Here is a 16,465-nt window from a genome sequence, read left to right on the forward strand (position 1 = left end):
TGTGTGAAACGTTATTTTTGAGGTTCGGAAGGGGGTGAGAACAGCGAGAAATCCGGCAGGGTCTGCGTCTCTTTGGCATCCTTTTCGGTGGCAATGATGTGCACACGGTCAGAACGGCCATCAAAAGCCGGCCAATCCTTTCCGGGATCACCGTCTTTGGCAAAACGTACCCATGTGTCAGCAAGTCGGGTCGCCAGTTGCCGGTCCTGCGGCGTCCAGTCGCGTTTTTCGGCATCCAGATTATCAAAGACGAACAGGATTTCCGCGCCATGGCCGACACCGCACCCATAATAGCAGGGCTTGGGTTGCGCCGGCATGTGGGCAAAATAATAGAGGTACGGCCTGGCCTTACCCTCTCTGGCCTGAAGCCCGGCCCAGTACCATATGCGCCAGCCCCACCAGTCATTGCTCAGCCGGTTGATCGAGGCTTTGGCTTCGGCATCCGTGGCGCCCGGATAGGCGGCCAGAAGTTCCGATGAAGGCGCATGACCCAGAAGCCTTGTCACCAAAGCCTGATAATTGGCTGCTGTAAAGGTTTGGGTGAACACCAGTTCCGGCGCCAGATCCTTGCCTTCGTCAGCGGTCCAGCCCGCCATCAAGGGCACATCGTTGTGACGCTTTTGGGTATAGGTCGTCGTCAGGTCTTCGCGCAAAACATAGCCATCAACGCTGGGGAGCGTGTAATAGGCGACCTTATGCAGGTCTTCGACGCTCAACTGGCGAAGATCAGAGATATGGGTGGACCCGACCGCCTTGGCGTAAGTCAGCGCCCGATCTTCGGCCGACTGTCGTGAAAAATAGGCGTTCTCACTGGCATTGAGCGGCACACCAAAATTGCCGCTCTGGGAGATGGCGCGCTGAAACAGGCCTTTGGCGACCGGTGATGCCATCAGCTGGGCGACGGATTCACCGCCGGCCGAATTGCCAAAAATGGTGACGCGCTGCGGGTCGCCGCCGAAGGCCGCGATATTGTCGCGCACCCATTGCAAGGCGGCGATCTGATCCTCGATGCCCTGATTGCCCGACGCCTTGTGCGCAGACTCGGCCGAAAGCTCAGGATGGGCAAAAAAGCCAAGCACGCCCAGACGGTAGTTTAGGGTGACAATGACCGCCCCGTGCCGGGCCAGATTGCGCCCGTCATAGGACGGCTGGGCGGCGCTGCCGCCGTAATAGCCGCCCCCGTGTATCCACACCATGACCGGCAGGTTACGGGCGTTTCTGGGGGCCCAGATGTTCAGATACAGGCAATCTTCGCTTTTGGGATTGGGCAGCCATGTCGCGGTTTGCGCGCAGGCCGGTGAAAAGGCATCCGCCGCCCTCACCCCTTGCCAGGGTATCACCGGCTGCGGCGAGCGCCAGCGCAGATCACCGACCGGCGGCGCGGCAAAGGGAATACCCAGCCACTTACGAACGTCCTGCTCATCCACACCGGCAATCTGCCCCCCGGTCACCGTCACGGGGGGCAAGGCCGGGGCCGCAAGCGCAGGCCCGCCCATGAACAGACTGAGACAGGCGGCGACAAGCGCGAGTTCCACAAAGCGTTTCATACCTGAATGTCCCCACGTCGAAGCCGCCCGTCCACGCAACGGGGCCTATTGCACAATATCAACGCCGTCGGCCTCCAGATGTAGAGTCCCCGACCACGTCTTCCCGGAAAGTAACCCCGTTTTCGTGCCTTCAATACGGATATCTTTCGGACCGTAGGAGGCGTTCACATACAAGGTGCGGCCGTCCACCACCCGCGCATAGACGCCCTCAGGAGTCGCGGGCCCCGGCGTGATCCCCAAACGGCCATAGAGGCTGCGGTATAAGGGTTGCAGCACCGACGGCTGAGCGGGCGTTGCGACATAGATGGCCTGCCCCTTTCCGTAGCTATTGATCGTAGCCAGCGGGGGCGTTCCCTCGACATTGGAAAAACGGCCCAGAACCGTGGCGGTGGTCGGTTCCAGCACCTCATAGAAGTGAATGGTGGTGTTGACCGACGCGGCCCCGATCTGCCCGGTCAAAGCGGCGTCCCTGCGGTAAAATTCGCGTGTCTTCACCCCGAAGACGTCTGACAGATAGCCCGGTAAAGGCGTATTAAACCATTGGTTTGTCTCGTTCACCTTGGCGGACATCGCGGTCATGATGACCGTGCCGCCGTCCCTCACATAGTGGCGGATATTGTCCGCTGACGCCTTGTCCATCAGGTAGAGGCCCGGCACCACGACCATCTTGTAGCGGCTGAGGTCCTCCTTGCCGACATTGATCACCGCGACGTCGATATTGTCGTTATAGACGGGCGAAAAGGCATTGTGCGCGTGAACCATATAGGGCGTGGTCAGGTACTGGGCGACGGTATTCGACCAACTTTTGGGGCTTGAAGCGGTCTTGGCCTCGAAAGAATAGGCGAAGGCGACCTGTGGCTTCAGTTCGCGGGGGAAGCCGAGTTTTTCAAGCGTTTTGAACTCTTTGGCCATCGTGGCCCATTCGTCCAGCTTCCACGACGGGGTGTCATCGTGATCAATCAGGCCAAACAAAGCCTGCTCCTCGCCGCCCAGATGCGTATTGAACGTCCAGGCCAGCATGCCCTGCGCCCCGTTCAGCAGGCCGAAATAGCCCCACATGCGCGATCGGCCTTTGCTGCCGTAATAACCGCCGCCACCCGCCTGAAACTCGGAAAACCAGCTCGGTGTCGGCAAGGCGCCGCGCATCATCAGGGTTTCGAAGGCACCACTGATGGCATCGCCGTTATAATAGCCGTGCGAGCCGTGCGACACGTACTGCTTGTAGGTGGACAGGTAGTCGAACCCCTTGCGGTCGCTGCTGTCCCACAGGTTGGAAATGACCGGCTTGTCCGGCGCGTTTTTACGCCGGGCGTTTTCGAGGATCATCAGGACGTTGATGGTCGCTTCTGACCAGTAGCGGCGCAGATCCAGATAGCGCTCAAAAGGGCCCGGCCCATCCCCATAAGGGATTTCCACCTGATCCCAGGCAGTGAGTGTGCGCGACCAGCGCTGCGTCGCCCAGGCCTTGTTCAGAGTGTCCAGAGAGCCGTACTTCTTTTGCAGCCACGCCACAAACCGGGTCTTGTCCGCCTCGGAATAGGACATGAAGCCATTGCCGATTTCGTTATTGTAGCCGAAGGCAATGACCGCCGGATGGTGGCCATAACGTTTGGTCATGGCCTCGGCCAATGCGGCGACCAGCCTCAGATAATCAGGGTCGCTGGTATTATCCATATAGCGTTCGGCGGCATAGAGGCGTGTGCCGTTCTGCGTAACAAGGTCCACGCCCGGATAGGCCTTATGCAGCCACATGGGGGCCGGCTGGCCCGGAATATCCACAATCACCTTGATGCCGTTGCGATGCATCTCCTCCAGCACCGCATCAAAGGCCTCAAAGGTGAAGACGCCCTCAGCGGGCTGGAAGTAATCCCACGACAGATCGCCCATGCGCACCACGGTGAAACCGGCGGCCTTCATGCGCGCAATATCCTGATGAATCTGCGCGGGCGTGCGGTCCACCGGCTGATAGTTGGCACCGACATAGAGATGCGAGTCGGGCACGCGCAGCTGCCCTGCCGGAGCCTGCGCGAAAGAGGCGCTGGTCACCGCCGATAACAGGGCGCACGCCCCCACCAAGGTCGCTTTGAGCTTCATCCACCGTCTCCCCTGTTCCGCTTGTCCTTTGCGGCGTCCTTGACGCGCATGGACCGGTTTTTATATTATTGTCAGACCAACATCGAAAGAGCACTGTGGGACTCTGTCGTATGTTCGCTGCGCGTTTTTGACATCTGCACGTCTCGGCCGTCGCCGCGCCGAATCGTCAGTGTTGGCCTGCGCAGTTTACCAGACGCCCCAACCATATATAACAGACGGTATTGGTTGACTTTTTTCAAGGGCGCTCACAAAGTGTCCGCTCAATTGACCGCCCCGTCCGAAAGCGTACATGCCCGAAACCGCTCCCACCCTTCTGTTTGTTGACGACGATCCGGATGTGCGCAAGACAGCCGAGCTTCTGTTCCGCCGGGCCGGATACGCCTATCTGGAGGCCGCTTCGCCCGTCACCGCCCTCAGCCTGCTGGCCACCACGCCGGTCGATCTGGTGCTGCTCGATCTGAACTTTTCCAAATCGCAGACCTCCGGTAAGGAGGGGCTGGACGGTCTGGCGGATATGCTGCGCCATGATCCGAGCCTCAGCGTCATTGTGGTCACCGGGCACAGCGGACTTCAGATCGCCGTTCAGGCCTTGCGCGCCGGGGCCCGCGACTTCGTGATGAAGCCGTGGAACAATGAGCGCCTGCTAGCGACCGTGGAAGCGACCCTTGCGTCGCGGCGCACCGACACGCTGGCCCCCACCCGCCCCCCGGCCCTGATCGGTTTGTCGGAACCCATGCGCCGCATCATGGCAGCCATGGACCGCTGCGCCACCCTGACCATCCCCGTGCTGTTTAGCGGCGAGACCGGGACGGGCAAGTCGCTGGCGGCGACGGTCCTGCACCATCAGTCGCGCCGCTCAAGCCTCAGCGTGGTGGAATGCGCCACCCTGTCCCCCGAAGACCTTGACGATACCCCCAACCGCACGCTGATCCTCGAAAACATCGACCGCCTGCCGGACAAGATCATTCCCGCCCTGCTGAGCTATTTGCATCGCGCCCCGCGTTCCAACAGCCGCGTCATCTCCACCAGCGCCAGACCCCGCGCCGAAATCGGGCTGGACCGTGGACTGATGTACGCCCTCAGCACCATGGACATCGCCCTCGTCCCGCTGCGTGAACGGGTCGAAGACATCGTGCCTTTGGCCGAGCATTTTATTCTGGCCACCTGCCAACTGCACGGTTTTCATCCGCGCACCCTGTCGCCGGAAGCCCGCGCCAGTCTTCAGGCCGAAGCGTGGAGCGATAATGTCCACGCGCTGAAGCACGTGATTGAACGCGCCATCATTCTGTCGGACCATCCGGCCCTGACGCCCGCCGACCTGCATCTGCACGATCGCCCCGGCGCGGCCGCCGACGCCCCCAGAGGCAATCTGGCGCAATCCGAAAAAAGTCTGATCGAAGAGGCCCTTAACCGGCATAACTTCAATGTGTCTGCCGCAGCGGCTGAACTGGGGCTGACGCGGCCTTCGCTTTACCGAAGGATGGCCAAACATGGTCTCTGAGCCCCGTCTGAGGCAGGGGCTGGCCCTTCTGGCACTGGCCCTGAGCGCCGCCTTTGTGGGTGACGCCGTCAACCGGGCGCTATGGGCCAATGCCGCGCTGGGGGCCCTCGTCTGTCTGATCCTGTTTGCCTATCTGATGAGCGGAGACCGAGCGGCTGCGGCAGCCTCCCCGCCGTCTGCGCCCACGGGCCATAGCGATCCCGTGCACGTCTTTCTGGATCAGATTCCCCTGCCCCTGATCAGTCTGGCCCCCGGCGGGATGCCGCAGGCCGTCAACCGGGCGGCGCGCGCCCTGTTTGAAACCGACGACGCCATTGTGCGCGGCCGCGAGGCCCTGCTGTCGGCCCTGACGCCCCCGAACGAGCCCCGGCTTGATCTCTTCGGGCGACGCTACGCCCTCACCCTCAACGAGGTACAGACGGAGGACGGTGCCTTCCGGCTGGCTACCCTGACGGACGTGCAGTCGGAAATCTATCGCGTAGAAGCCGCCACCCTGCGCGATACGCTTCAGGTGCTGGGCCATGAAATCATGAACTCCCTGACGCCCATCTCGTCGCTGGCCGACATCGCGCGGGACTATCTCAGCCCGATGTCAGGCGAAGCCGCCGACCACGCGCGCGACGCCCTCACCACCCTGTCGCGCCGTTCGGCCAGCCTGACCCGCTTTATCGACGCCTATCGCGCGCTGGCCCGCTTACCCGCGCCGCAGTTGCAGCCGGTGCATCCCGGCCGTCTGGTCGAGGATGTGCTCAGCTTTTTCACGCGAAATCCCGCCATGGCCGATATCCGCTTTGACCTTGAGATCGAGACCGGCGTGCCCTGGGTGGCGCTGGATGAGGCGCAGGTGGGTCAGGCCCTGATCAATATCATCACCAATGCCGTCGAAGCCACCGAGTCCAATACCGGTCTGCGTCAGGTCAGTCTTCAGGTCTCCCACACGCCTCACGATGTGGTCATTCGCATCGCGGACAATGGCGAAGGCATTGCCGAAAGCGTGCGCGCCGGACTGTTCATGACCTTCACCACCACAAAGCCGCACGGGTCCGGCACGGGCCTCAACCTGGCCCGTCAGATCGCGCTGGCGCACGGCGGCAATCTCGGTTTGCTCGATGAGCCGTCCGCCTCTACGGTGTTTGCCTTCACCTTCCCGGTCACCGGATAGACCCCATGCCGCTGATCCAGCTCTCGCACATCCATCATACCTATGCCGAAAATGCGCGCCCGGTGAACGCCCTGCGCGGTGTCAGTCTGGACATCGAAGCGGGTGAATTTGTCGCCATTGTCGGGCCGTCGGGCAGCGGGAAATCCACCCTGCTCAATATTATCGGCACGCTGGAAAGCCCCAGTCAGGGCGAATATCGCTTTGACGGCCAGTCCGTCGCCGAGATGTCGGGCCGTGAACGGGCTCAGTTGCGGGCCTCACGCATCGGCTTCGTCTTCCAGAACTTCAACCTGATCGACCACCTGACGGTGTTTGAAAACATCCGGCTGGGGCTGCGCTATCGGCGGGATCATCTGAAAAACGAAAACGAACGGATACTGAGCGCCATGGACAAGGTCGGTCTGGCGCACCGGGCCGACCATCTGCCGCGCGAATTGTCAGGCGGGCAGCAGCAGCGCTGCGCCATTGCCCGCGCCATCGTGGGCGACCCGCAGATCGTGCTTGCCGACGAACCGACGGGCAGTCTGGACTCGCAAAATGCCGCTCAGGTTCTGGGTATTCTGGCGGAACTCAATAGCCGTGGCACAACACTGGTCATCGTGACGCACGCCCCACGTCAGGCCGACCGCGCCGGACGGGTGGTCGAAATGCACGATGGCAGCATCCATCTTTCGACCCGGCGTCTGGCATGAGGCAGGCCCAACGCGACTTCGGCTATGTGTTGCGCAGCGTGACGCGGCGCTGGGGCGTCTATGCCCTGATGATCGCCGGAACGGGCCTCGCGCTGACCCTGACCCTGATCGTCGGCCTGTTTATCCGCAGCGAGCTGAGTTTCGATCGCTTTATCGGCGATTCCGACCGCGTCTATCTGGTGTCGGCCCTTTACGGGCTGGAAAACAAGCCTCTGGTGGGCAGCGACATTACCCCCGCTGGCGTGGCCCGCTGGATGCGAGCAGATATGCCCGAAGCCCGGCAGGTGACGCGTCTGTCACCGGTAGAATGGTCTTTCACCACGCCGCGGCGCATTGCGCGTGAGCGCTTTTTCTGGGCCGAGCCCAACCTGTTCGAGGTGCTCAATCTGCCTGTCGTTGTGGGCGATGTGAAAACCGCACTCAGAGAGCCGGGCAGCGTCGTACTGACGCAACGTCTGGCAAGCGCCTATTTCGGCACACAAAATCCTCTGGGGCAAACCCTGACTACGCGCTATAATCTAAAGCTTAGGGTCACGGCCGTACTGAAGGATTTTCCGGCCAATACGCATATGGACCGGGAGGTATTCGTCGCTGCGGCTACGCCCTACAGCGTGCTGTCGCTGCATGACGCAAACCCCAGCTATCTCTGGGGTATCTGCTATACCTATGTGAAGATGGCCCCCGGCGTGCGACCGGAGACGGCAGCTCCAACCCTCAGACAACTCACACACCAGAACTGGCAGGGACCAAACAACATCCCCGTCAGTTACGAGCTGATTGCCCTCAAAGACCTGCACCTGCACGAGCGCGGCGACCTTCAGATGAAGGCGCGCGGACACGTGGATACGCTTGCGGCCCTGTCGCTGGTTGCAGCGGTCATCCTGCTGATTGCCTGTGCCAACTATGCGGGGCTTGTGCTGGCGGAAACCGATGAGCGCGGGGCCGAAATGGCTTTGTTGTCGGCACTGGGGGCCGGTCGGGCGCAGCTTCTGGCCACCGTCTTACGCGAAAGCCTGATCGTGCACCTGATCAGCCTTCTGGTGGCGCTGGCCCTGACCGAACGCCTTTTGCCCTATCTGAATCATAGCCTTAATCTGGACCTGAAGCTGTGGACCTCCCCGCTAATCCTGATAGCGATTATGGCGCTTATCACCACTGCCCTTGCCGTGCTGTCGGCTCTGCTGCCGGCGATTATCGTCACCGCCCCTTCGGCGGTGCGCCGGGCCCGCCTGCGGACACGTCCGCCGCAAAGGTGGCGTGGGTGGATCATCGCGCAGTTCACACTGGTCATCAGCCTGCTGATCGCCGCACAGGTCGTCTCGCGGCAATGGGACTATGCCCTTTACAACGCGCCGGGGTTTGACGGAGATCATCTGTACATTGTGCCTCTCAACGACAATCCCTGGATAAACAGGGCCTTTCTCAACGACATTGAGCAGATGGAGGGCGTGGCGGGCGTCGCTCAGGCCTTTGGGGCACCGACGTCCAATTTCGTGCGCCCGGCCTTGGTGAAAGGCAAGGACGGGCGGGTTCTATCCTTTACCCGAAACTCGGTTTCGCCTGACTTTTTCGATGTTTATGGCATTAAACTAAGTGCCGGACGCGGCTTGGGCGGCACGTTTACCGAGGTGGTGGCGCCGAAGGAGGTTCTGATTAATCAGACCGCTGTGCCTGCTCTGGGCTTCGCGTCCGCTCAGGAGGCGCTAGGGCAAACGCTCGAATACGAAACCGACCGCACGCATATGCGGTCGCGTATTATCGGTGTGGTGCCGGATATCCGCTTTTCTACCGTTCATTATGCCGTCCCCCCCATGATGTTTGACGGCTTCGACCGGTTTTTCACGCATTTCAGCATCCGCGTCAAACCTGAGGGCGAGGCCGAAACCCTGAGACAGATTGATCAGGTGTGGCTGCGTCACACGGTGGGGACCGAACCCATTGCCCGGCAAGCGTTCCGGGACTATCTGACCTCGCAATATCACGACCTGCATCAGCAGGTGGCCGTAAGCCGCCTTGTCGCCGCCGCCGCCATTGTCCTCTCGGCTCTGGGGCTGATGGGGCTATGCGTCTTCCTGACCCGCCATCAGAACCGGGAACTGGCGATCCGTAAGGCTTTGGGGGCGCATTTCGGCGATCTTCTGAGGCAGCGCCTCAGACCCTTCTGGCTGCCCCTGCTGATCGCCAATATCGCAGCCTGGCCGCTGGCCGGGTTCGTCCTGCAAAAGTGGCTGGGGACGTTCGCGGCGCATGTGCCCCTGACGCCCCTGCCCTTTGTGCTGGCCAGTCTGGCGACCAGTGCCTGCGCCGGAGGGGCCATTCTTCTGCACGCCGTATGGTCAAACCGTAGCGTCAGGACGTCCCTTCTGCGTCAGGATGCCTAGAGATTGCGCTCTTGAGCCTTGGCCCCAAGGCTCTACGGCACCGCCTTTACCTGACGCGCAGCAAACCGCTGGCCCGCAAGGGTGACTTTGACCCGTGTGCGAATATCATCCGACGCGGCCCCCAGTTGCACCTCATAGGTCCCCGGCGCGATCACCCATTCGGATGTGGCCTCGTCATAGACGGCCAGAAGCCGCGGATCGACCGTGAGGCTGACCGTCTGCGACTGCCCTTTCGACAGTGACAGCTTGCGGAATCCGACCAGACGACGCGGCGCCTCCCAGCCGGCGCTTTTCGGAGCCGCCACATAAACCTGCCCCACCGCCTTGCCTTCGCGTGCGCCCGTATTGGAAAGCGTGAAGTCAATCGCCAGCCGCTCCCCGGCTCCCGCGACCGCCTGCGCCTTAAGCCCGTCCATGCGGAAGGTCGTGTAGCTCAGCCCCTGCCCGAAGGCAAAGAGCGGCGTGTAGCCTTTCAGATCAAACCACTTATAGCCCACCGCCGCGCCTTCCGTATACCGCACGGTGAAGCTGGAATTGGGCGGCAGGTCACCGCCCGGCAGGTCCTGATGGACAAATTGCGCCTCCGACGCCGGGAAGGTCAGGGGCAGGTGCCCCGACGGATTGACCTTACCGCTCAGGACACGGGCGATCGCCGCACCGCCGCGCGCACCGGGATAGAAGGCGCTCAGAATGGCGCGCACCTCGTCCTTCCACGGCATGAAGACGGGACCGCCGCTTTCGACAACGACGACGGTGTTGGGGTTGGCCTTGGCCACCGCGCGCACCAGTTCATCCTGCTGACCGTTCAGATCGAGAGAGACGTCAAAGCCTTCGCCCGCCCACTGATGGACGAACACAATCACCACATCGGCCGACCGCGCCGCGCGGGCCGCCGCGTTCAGATCGTCCCCGGAGAGGTAGCTGATCCGGGCTTTCGGCAGTTGCGCCTGCAAGGCCTTGAGCGGTGATGAGGGCTGCCAGACCACCGGCCCCGGCCAGCCCTTGGGTTCGAGGCCCGTCACCGCATTGCCGCCTACGGGTGAGACGCTGGAGGAACCCCCACCGGCCAGCACGCCCTTATCCGCGTAGGAACCGACCAGCAGAATTTGCTTGCGACCCGACAGGGGCAACAGGGCCTTGTCGTTTTTCAGAAGCACCAGCGAGTCTTCGGCGGCGGTTTGCGCAACCCTGTGGTGGGCTTCGAAATCGATCTCGCCCTTGGCGACCGGGTTGGCCATCACGCCCTTGTCGATCAGGGCCCACAGGATGCGCCGGACCATGTCATCCAGACGGCTGGCCGGAACCGAACCATCCAAAAGCGCCCTCTTCAGTCCCTCCCCAAAATAGGCCTGCTTGTCAAAGGGGAAGCCGGATTGCTGATCCAGACCGGCATTGGCCGCCTGCACCGTCGAATGCACCGCCCCCCAGTCCGACATGACATAGCCCTTGTAGCCCCAGTCCCGCTTGAGCGTATCCGTCAGCAGGGCCTCGTTCTCACAGGCATGGACGTCGTTGATCTTGTTATAAGAACACATGACCGAGCCCGGACTGGAGCGCTCAATAGCCAGCTCAAAGGCCAGATTATCGCTCATGCGCAGGGCCGGCTCCGAGATTTGCGCGCTCAGGGTGGTGCGACCTGTCTCCTGCGCATTGATCGAGAAATGCTTGACGGTCGAAACGACGTGAACGGACTGTACGCCCCGGATCAGGCCCGCCCCCATCTCGGCCGCCAGCAACGGGTCTTCCCCCGTATATTCAAAATTACGCCCGTTGCGCGGCTCCCGCAGCAGATTAATGCCGCCAGCCAGCATGATGTTGAAACCCGACAGGCGCGCCTCGGTGCCGATCATGCGGCCGCCGGCCTCGGTGACCTGCGGGTCCCACGAGGCGGCCGTCGCCAGAGAGGACGGCAGGGAGGTGCGTGGCATAAGGTGATTGCGCACCCCCATCGAGGCATCGGTCTGAAACTGTGCCGGTATCCCCAGACGCGGGATGCCCGGAATATAGCCCGCCGACCCCGGTATGACGTTCGCCACCACTTCTTTGGTGTTGAGGCCCGGAATGACGGAAGGGTCGAACTGGGTCAGCTGATCGCCAGAGGCGTAGCCGAAGACCAGAAGCCGCTTTTCCTCCGCCGTCATCTGCGCCAGCAACATGGCGACGCGCTGATCGGTGCTGAGCGTCCGGTCCATCCACGGCGCAACCGCCTCGGCGTATGCGTTTTGAGCCACGACCATCAGGGGTGACGCCGCGAGAAGCGAGGCGCTCAGCAAAAGCGCGGCGCGAAGAGGTTGAAGAGACATGAAAAACCTTCTTTATGAAAGGACGGCGGCACAACCGGCAACACACGCGCTAAAAATGGGCGTCCAATGAATCGGGAAAGGCGCGTGGCTCAGGGCGTCACCGTTTCCAGCGCGACCCTTTGTGGCGCAAGGCCTTCGACCTGAACGTCGAGCCAGACCGGACCGGCCCCGGTTCCCGCACGCACCACAGCGACGGCGCGCCCGTGGAAGGTGTGGCGTATGCCCGACTGAAGGCTGCTGGCGTCGCGGGGATTGCCGTTGCCGAAACCGGCCAGCGTCCCCGCACCCGACACGCGCACCGTGACCTGACGATCCGCAGCCTGCGTGTAAACCGGCGTCCCCTGCGCATCGAACAGCTCGACCGCGACATAGGCCAGATCCTGACCATTGGCCCGCAGTTGGGTGCGCTCCGCCACCACCTTCGCCTGCACCGGCGTGTCGGAGGTGCGCAGTTCCCATTGCGCCGCCTTGCGCCCGTTGCGATACCCGACGGCCACCAGCCGCCCCGGTGCGTATCTTACCCTGAAGCTGGCGCGGTATTGCGTCTCGACCGACACGGCCTTGCGCCCCAGACTGCGGCCATCGAGGAACAGCTCGACCTCCGGCAATTCTGAAAAGACGACGACCTCCAGCGGCTTGCCCTCCTGACCGGGCCACGTCCAGTTGGGGTGTATGTCTTCCAGCGACCAGTCGAGATGCGGCGGCGTGGTCGGGAAATACTGCCGGTCGGGCAGGTCTTCGGTGCCCTCCGGCTGACGCACAAACATCGACACCGGGGTTTTGCCCGTCTTCCACAGCACTTCGCGGTAATAGGCGGCCGGCCGCTTGCGACCCGTGGCATCGATTTCACCGCAATAGGCCAGATGCCACGGATAGGGCCCCAGCTTTTGCCAGTCCTGACTGTAGCCCATCCAGCCGATGCCCGTTTCCCCCAGATAGTCCACGGCGGTCCACACGAAGTCACCGATGACCCAGGGCTTCGTTTCCACCGCGCGCCAGTAGTCAAAGGCGTCCTTAGGCGTCGATTCCGAGGTGTACATCACACGGTCCGGGAAGGCCTTATGATCGGGATCAAAGCGGTTGACGCGATAATTGTAGCCCGCCACATCCAGCACGGCAAACTGCGCATCGCTCAGAGGCGGGTCGGCATTCACCCCTTGCGTCACTGCGCGCGACGGGTCGAGGGCGCGGATACGCGCGACCAGCGCCTTACCCGTACCCACCCCCAGAGGTGTGCCCTGCTCCGGAATTTCGTTGCCGATGCTCCACAGGATGACACTGGGGTGGTTGCGACCGCTGAGGACCAGACTGTCGATATCCGAGCGCCAGTTGTCGGCAAAGAAGCGTGCATAGTCCTGATCGCGCTTGGACCGGTTCCAGCTGTCGAAAGCCTCATTGATGACCAGCATCCCCAATTCGTCCGCGGCCTCAAGCGTGGCCTGACTGGCCGGATTGTGGGCGCTGCGGACGGCATTATAGCCTGCGGCCTTCATCAGAGCGACCTTGCGCCGGTCGGCGTCAGGGAAACCGGCGGCCCCCAGCATGTAGTTGTCGTGGTGGATATTGCCGCCCTTCAGCTTGTAGGACTTGCCATTGATCCGCAGCCCATTGACCGCATCCATCGTCACGTTGCGGATGCCGAAGCGCGTGCGCCTTTCGTCCACGGTGACGCCATTCACTTTCAGGGCCTGCACCAGCGTATAAAGGTGGGGCGTTTCGGGCGACCACAGGCGGGGCGTGGCCACGTTCAGGCTCTGATCCCGGACGTCAGCGGTTCCCTTGCGCGTCGCTTGCGCCACGACATTTCCGGTCGGGTCGCGCAGGGTCCACACCCTCTCTACCGCGCCCTTTGAGGTGGCACAGTCAGAGACACGCGACTGCACCGAGACCGTGGCCGTTCGCGCAGAGACCTGTGGCGTGGTGACAAACACGCTGTCCGGCACGATATGGACGCAGTCGAGAAGTTCCAGCCTCACAGGCCGGATAATGCCCGACCCGGCGTACCAACGCGACGACGGGTCCTTATGATCGACGCGCACGGCAATCACATTGTCGCCCGTGCGCAGCCTACCCGTGAGATCGAGTGTAAAGGCTGTGTAGCCATAGGGGTGGCGCGCCACCGGCTCACCATTGAGCCAGATTTCGGCATCCATATAGATGGCTTCGAAGGTCAGACGCACGACCTTTTGTGCCTCCGAAGCCTCCAGCCGGATATGCCGCCGGTACCAGCCGACTCCGCCCGGCAGATAGCCCGAATCCTGCCCGGCCACAGCCTGTGCCTCAAACGGCGGCTGCCCGCCCGCCCTGTCCATTATGGCCCAGTCGTGCGGCACGACGACCGTTTTCCATTGGCTATCGGGCGTATCGGTTTGCGCGCCATGGGGCGTATCCCCCGCATGAAAACGCCACCCCTGCGAGATGTCCTTTTCAATCGCCTGGGCCTGACACGACAGCGTGGCACTCAACACCGCCGCGAACGCAGCCGCCTGATACGTCTTTTTCAGTAACACCCTGCCCTCTTTCAGCTTTTTGATGCGACACAGGCCCGCCCGTTCTCACCGGGATACGACGCCCCCGAACGGCGTTTCGGAAGCGGATGCGCGATAAAACAATAAAACCGGGTTTCGCATTCTGTACGAAAACCCGCCCCTGACGACGCAGAGCCGCGTGCCTATTACCCGCGCTCTATGCTAGCAATGTTGCCGGCCTCAGCGCAAGCAATATTTGTCTGACTATATTACTAAAACAAATTTTCGGGTTGAGAATCGAGAGGGTAACCGCGACCCTTAAAGGCCGTCAGGCGACGCGTGAAACACGCATTGGTGACTTCCCCCTTATCGGCCTACGTCTGGCAGCCCCCTTTTTTCCGCCTTTGATCGTGTCCCGTGACGTGGTGTAACTGAGCGCTAGGCATCAGTGGTTTCCGGACGGGTCCGGATTTTCGTCAGCTTGCCACGGCTGGCATGCTGAGAACGGGATCATCGCTGAGTTGTGCGATGGTTTCAAGGGTGATGTAGCGGCCGCGTTGAACCGTCCACTCGTCGTTCTGCTCCAGCAAGATGGCGCCCACGAGGCGGATAATGGCATCGTCGTTCGGGAAGATGCCCACGACATCGCAACGGCGCTTGATTTCGCCATTGAGACGCTCAATCGGGTTTGTGCTGTGAAGCTTGATGCGGTGCTCCTTTGGGAAGGTCATGTAGGCCAGGACGTCATGCTCAGCCTCGTCCATGATCGTTGCCAGCTTTGGCATTTTGGGCCTGAGCTGATCGGCGACGTTTCGCCATTGTGCGCTGGCGGCTTCAGGCGTTTCCTGAGCGAAGGCGGTACCGATGAAGGCCGAGACGACCCGGCGGCCACTCTTGCCTGCATGGGCGCAGACATTGCGCATGAAGTGTACGCGGCACCGCTGCCAGGTGGCGTTCAAAACCTTCGATACCGCGCCTTTGATCCCGATATGTGCATCGGAGACGACCAGCTTGACGCCGCGCAGACCACGACGGGTCAGGTTGCGTAAGAACTCTGCCCAGATCGGTTCAGCTTCTGACGTGCCGACCTCCATGCCAAGAACCTCCCGGCGGCCGTCGGTATTGACGCCCACAGCGATGATGACGGCGACGGAGACAGTCCGGGCCCCACGGCGAACTTTCAGGTAGGTGGCATCGATCCAGATATAAGGCCATTCCCCCTCGATCGGACGATCGAGAAACGCCTTCACGCGCTCATCGATTTCCTCACAAAGGCGGCTGACCTGGCTTTTCGAGATGCCGCTCATGCCCATGGCCTTGACCAGGTCGTCGATAGACCGCGTCGAGATGCCCTGAACGTAAGCTTCCTGGATAACGGCAGTCAGTGCCTTCTCGGCCATGCGCCGTGGCTCCAGAAAGCTCGGGAAATAACTGCCTTTGCGAAGTTTCGGAATACGCAGTTCGACCGTGCCGGCGCGTGTTTCCCAATCCCGATCGCGATAGCCGTTGCGCTGGACCATACGTTCGCCGCTCTTCTCGTGGTAAGCCGCGCCGGTCACAGTGCCGACCTCCATTGCCATCAGGCGCTCGGCGGCAAAACCTATCATCTCACGCAACAAATCGCTGTCGGAGGTCTTTTCAACAAGCCCTTTCAGGGCCATCATCTCTTTGGTCATCGGTGGTTCTTTCGTCTCTGGAATGAGTGTAGGAACCCAAACCATATCCGAAAATCACTGATGACCAACCCGCGACGCTTCAGGCTCGCCTGGCCCTTGAATGGGGCCGCGAGCCTAGCGCTTCGCTCTTACCCAATTACACCACCCGGTGGGACACGACCCCGCCTTTTCATAGCCCGCCCTCTCAACCTATAGTCCTCCAGACGTCACAAGGACGTCTATTTACAAGGGGCAACCACATGGGCTTTGTCGAAGCGGTAAAAAGCGGTCTGAAAAACTACGCCACGTTTTCGGGGCGTGCCACGCGGTCTGAATTCTGGTGGTTTCAGTTGTTTCAGTTCATCGCCATCCTGATCCCGGCCATACTGAGCATTACCGAAGCCAATAACGGCAGCTTTGGTATTTTTTCGATACTTCAAGTATTGATTTCGCTGGGCCTGATCCTGCCCAGCCTCGCCCTCAGCTTTCGCCGTCTGCACGACACCAACCGCAGCGCCTGGTGGCTGCTGATCAATCTGGTGCCCCTGATTGGCGGCATCGTTCTTCTGGTCTTCTATTGCCTGAAAGGCACCGAGGGCCCCAACAAGTACGGCGGCGGGCCGACCACCGCACAAATCGCGGAAACTTTCCAATAATACCAA

The 16,465-nt window shown here is 61.6% G+C and carries 10 protein-coding genes; 5 read left to right on the forward strand and 5 right to left on the reverse strand.

Translation table 11 applies throughout. From position 1 onward, the window contains the following. Window positions 1–11 precede the first annotated feature (11 nt). Together ASTEX_RS15965 and ASTEX_RS15970 are read right to left on the reverse strand one after the other, a co-directional pair. Window positions 12–1,547: a carboxylesterase/lipase family protein gene (locus ASTEX_RS15965; RefSeq protein ID WP_013480674.1), complete on the reverse strand. Its 1,536-nt coding sequence runs from the start codon at window positions 1,545–1,547 to the stop codon at window positions 12–14. Window positions 1,548–1,592: 45 nt separating this feature from the next. Continuing rightward, a complete protein-coding gene (locus ASTEX_RS15970) occupies window positions 1,593–3,641 on the reverse strand; it encodes a beta-galactosidase (RefSeq protein WP_013480675.1) in 2,049 nt (682 codons plus the stop codon). A gap of 289 nt (window positions 3,642–3,930) precedes the next feature. Here ASTEX_RS15970 and ASTEX_RS15975 point away from each other — a divergent pair, with 289 nt between their 5' ends. From ASTEX_RS15975 to ASTEX_RS15990, 4 genes are read left to right on the forward strand one after another with little or no spacing between them, the layout of a single operon-like run. Continuing rightward, on the forward strand, window positions 3,931–5,142 hold the full coding sequence (locus ASTEX_RS15975; protein WP_013480676.1) for a sigma-54-dependent transcriptional regulator: 1,212 nt from the start codon (window positions 3,931–3,933) through the stop codon (window positions 5,140–5,142). Beyond that, window positions 5,132–6,304, forward strand: coding sequence for a sensor histidine kinase (locus ASTEX_RS15980; protein ID WP_013480677.1), 1,173 nt, complete (start codon window positions 5,132–5,134; stop codon window positions 6,302–6,304). Before ASTEX_RS15975 ends, ASTEX_RS15980 begins: the two co-directional genes overlap by 11 nt. A gap of 5 nt (window positions 6,305–6,309) precedes the next feature. Continuing rightward, window positions 6,310–6,996, forward strand: coding sequence for an ABC transporter ATP-binding protein (locus ASTEX_RS15985; protein WP_013480678.1), 687 nt, complete (start codon window positions 6,310–6,312; stop codon window positions 6,994–6,996). Then, window positions 6,993–9,377 carry an ABC transporter permease gene (locus ASTEX_RS15990; protein ID WP_013480679.1) on the forward strand — a complete coding sequence of 795 codons (2,385 nt, stop codon included), beginning with the start codon at window positions 6,993–6,995 and terminating at the stop codon, window positions 9,375–9,377. The genes ASTEX_RS15985 and ASTEX_RS15990 overlap by 4 nt, the downstream gene beginning before the upstream one ends. 32 nt (window positions 9,378–9,409) lie before the next feature. On the opposite strand, the gene ASTEX_RS15995 is transcribed toward ASTEX_RS15990, so the two are convergent. The 3 genes from ASTEX_RS15995 to ASTEX_RS16005 form a co-directional block, all read right to left on the reverse strand. After that, complete coding sequence (locus ASTEX_RS15995) at window positions 9,410–11,680, reverse strand: beta-glucosidase (protein ID WP_013480680.1); 2,271 nt, start codon at window positions 11,678–11,680, stop codon at window positions 9,410–9,412. A gap of 89 nt (window positions 11,681–11,769) precedes the next feature. Continuing rightward, entirely contained in the window at window positions 11,770–14,190 is a 2,421-nt protein-coding gene (locus tag ASTEX_RS16000; protein WP_013480681.1) for a glycoside hydrolase family 2 TIM barrel-domain containing protein, read from the reverse strand. Window positions 14,191–14,624: 434 nt separating this feature from the next. Next, a complete protein-coding gene (locus ASTEX_RS16005) occupies window positions 14,625–15,824 on the reverse strand; it encodes an IS256 family transposase (RefSeq protein ID WP_013478932.1) in 1,200 nt (399 codons plus the stop codon). Window positions 15,825–16,063: 239 nt separating this feature from the next. On the opposite strand from ASTEX_RS16005, the gene ASTEX_RS16010 reads away from it, so the two are divergent. Further along, window positions 16,064–16,459 carry a DUF805 domain-containing protein gene (locus tag ASTEX_RS16010; protein WP_013480682.1) on the forward strand — a complete coding sequence of 132 codons (396 nt, stop codon included), beginning with the start codon at window positions 16,064–16,066 and terminating at the stop codon, window positions 16,457–16,459. The last annotated feature ends 6 nt before the right edge of the window (window positions 16,460–16,465 follow it).

It is taken from the genome of Asticcacaulis excentricus CB 48, from assembly GCF_000175215.2.
GTDB lineage: Bacteria > Pseudomonadota > Alphaproteobacteria > Caulobacterales > Caulobacteraceae > Asticcacaulis > Asticcacaulis excentricus.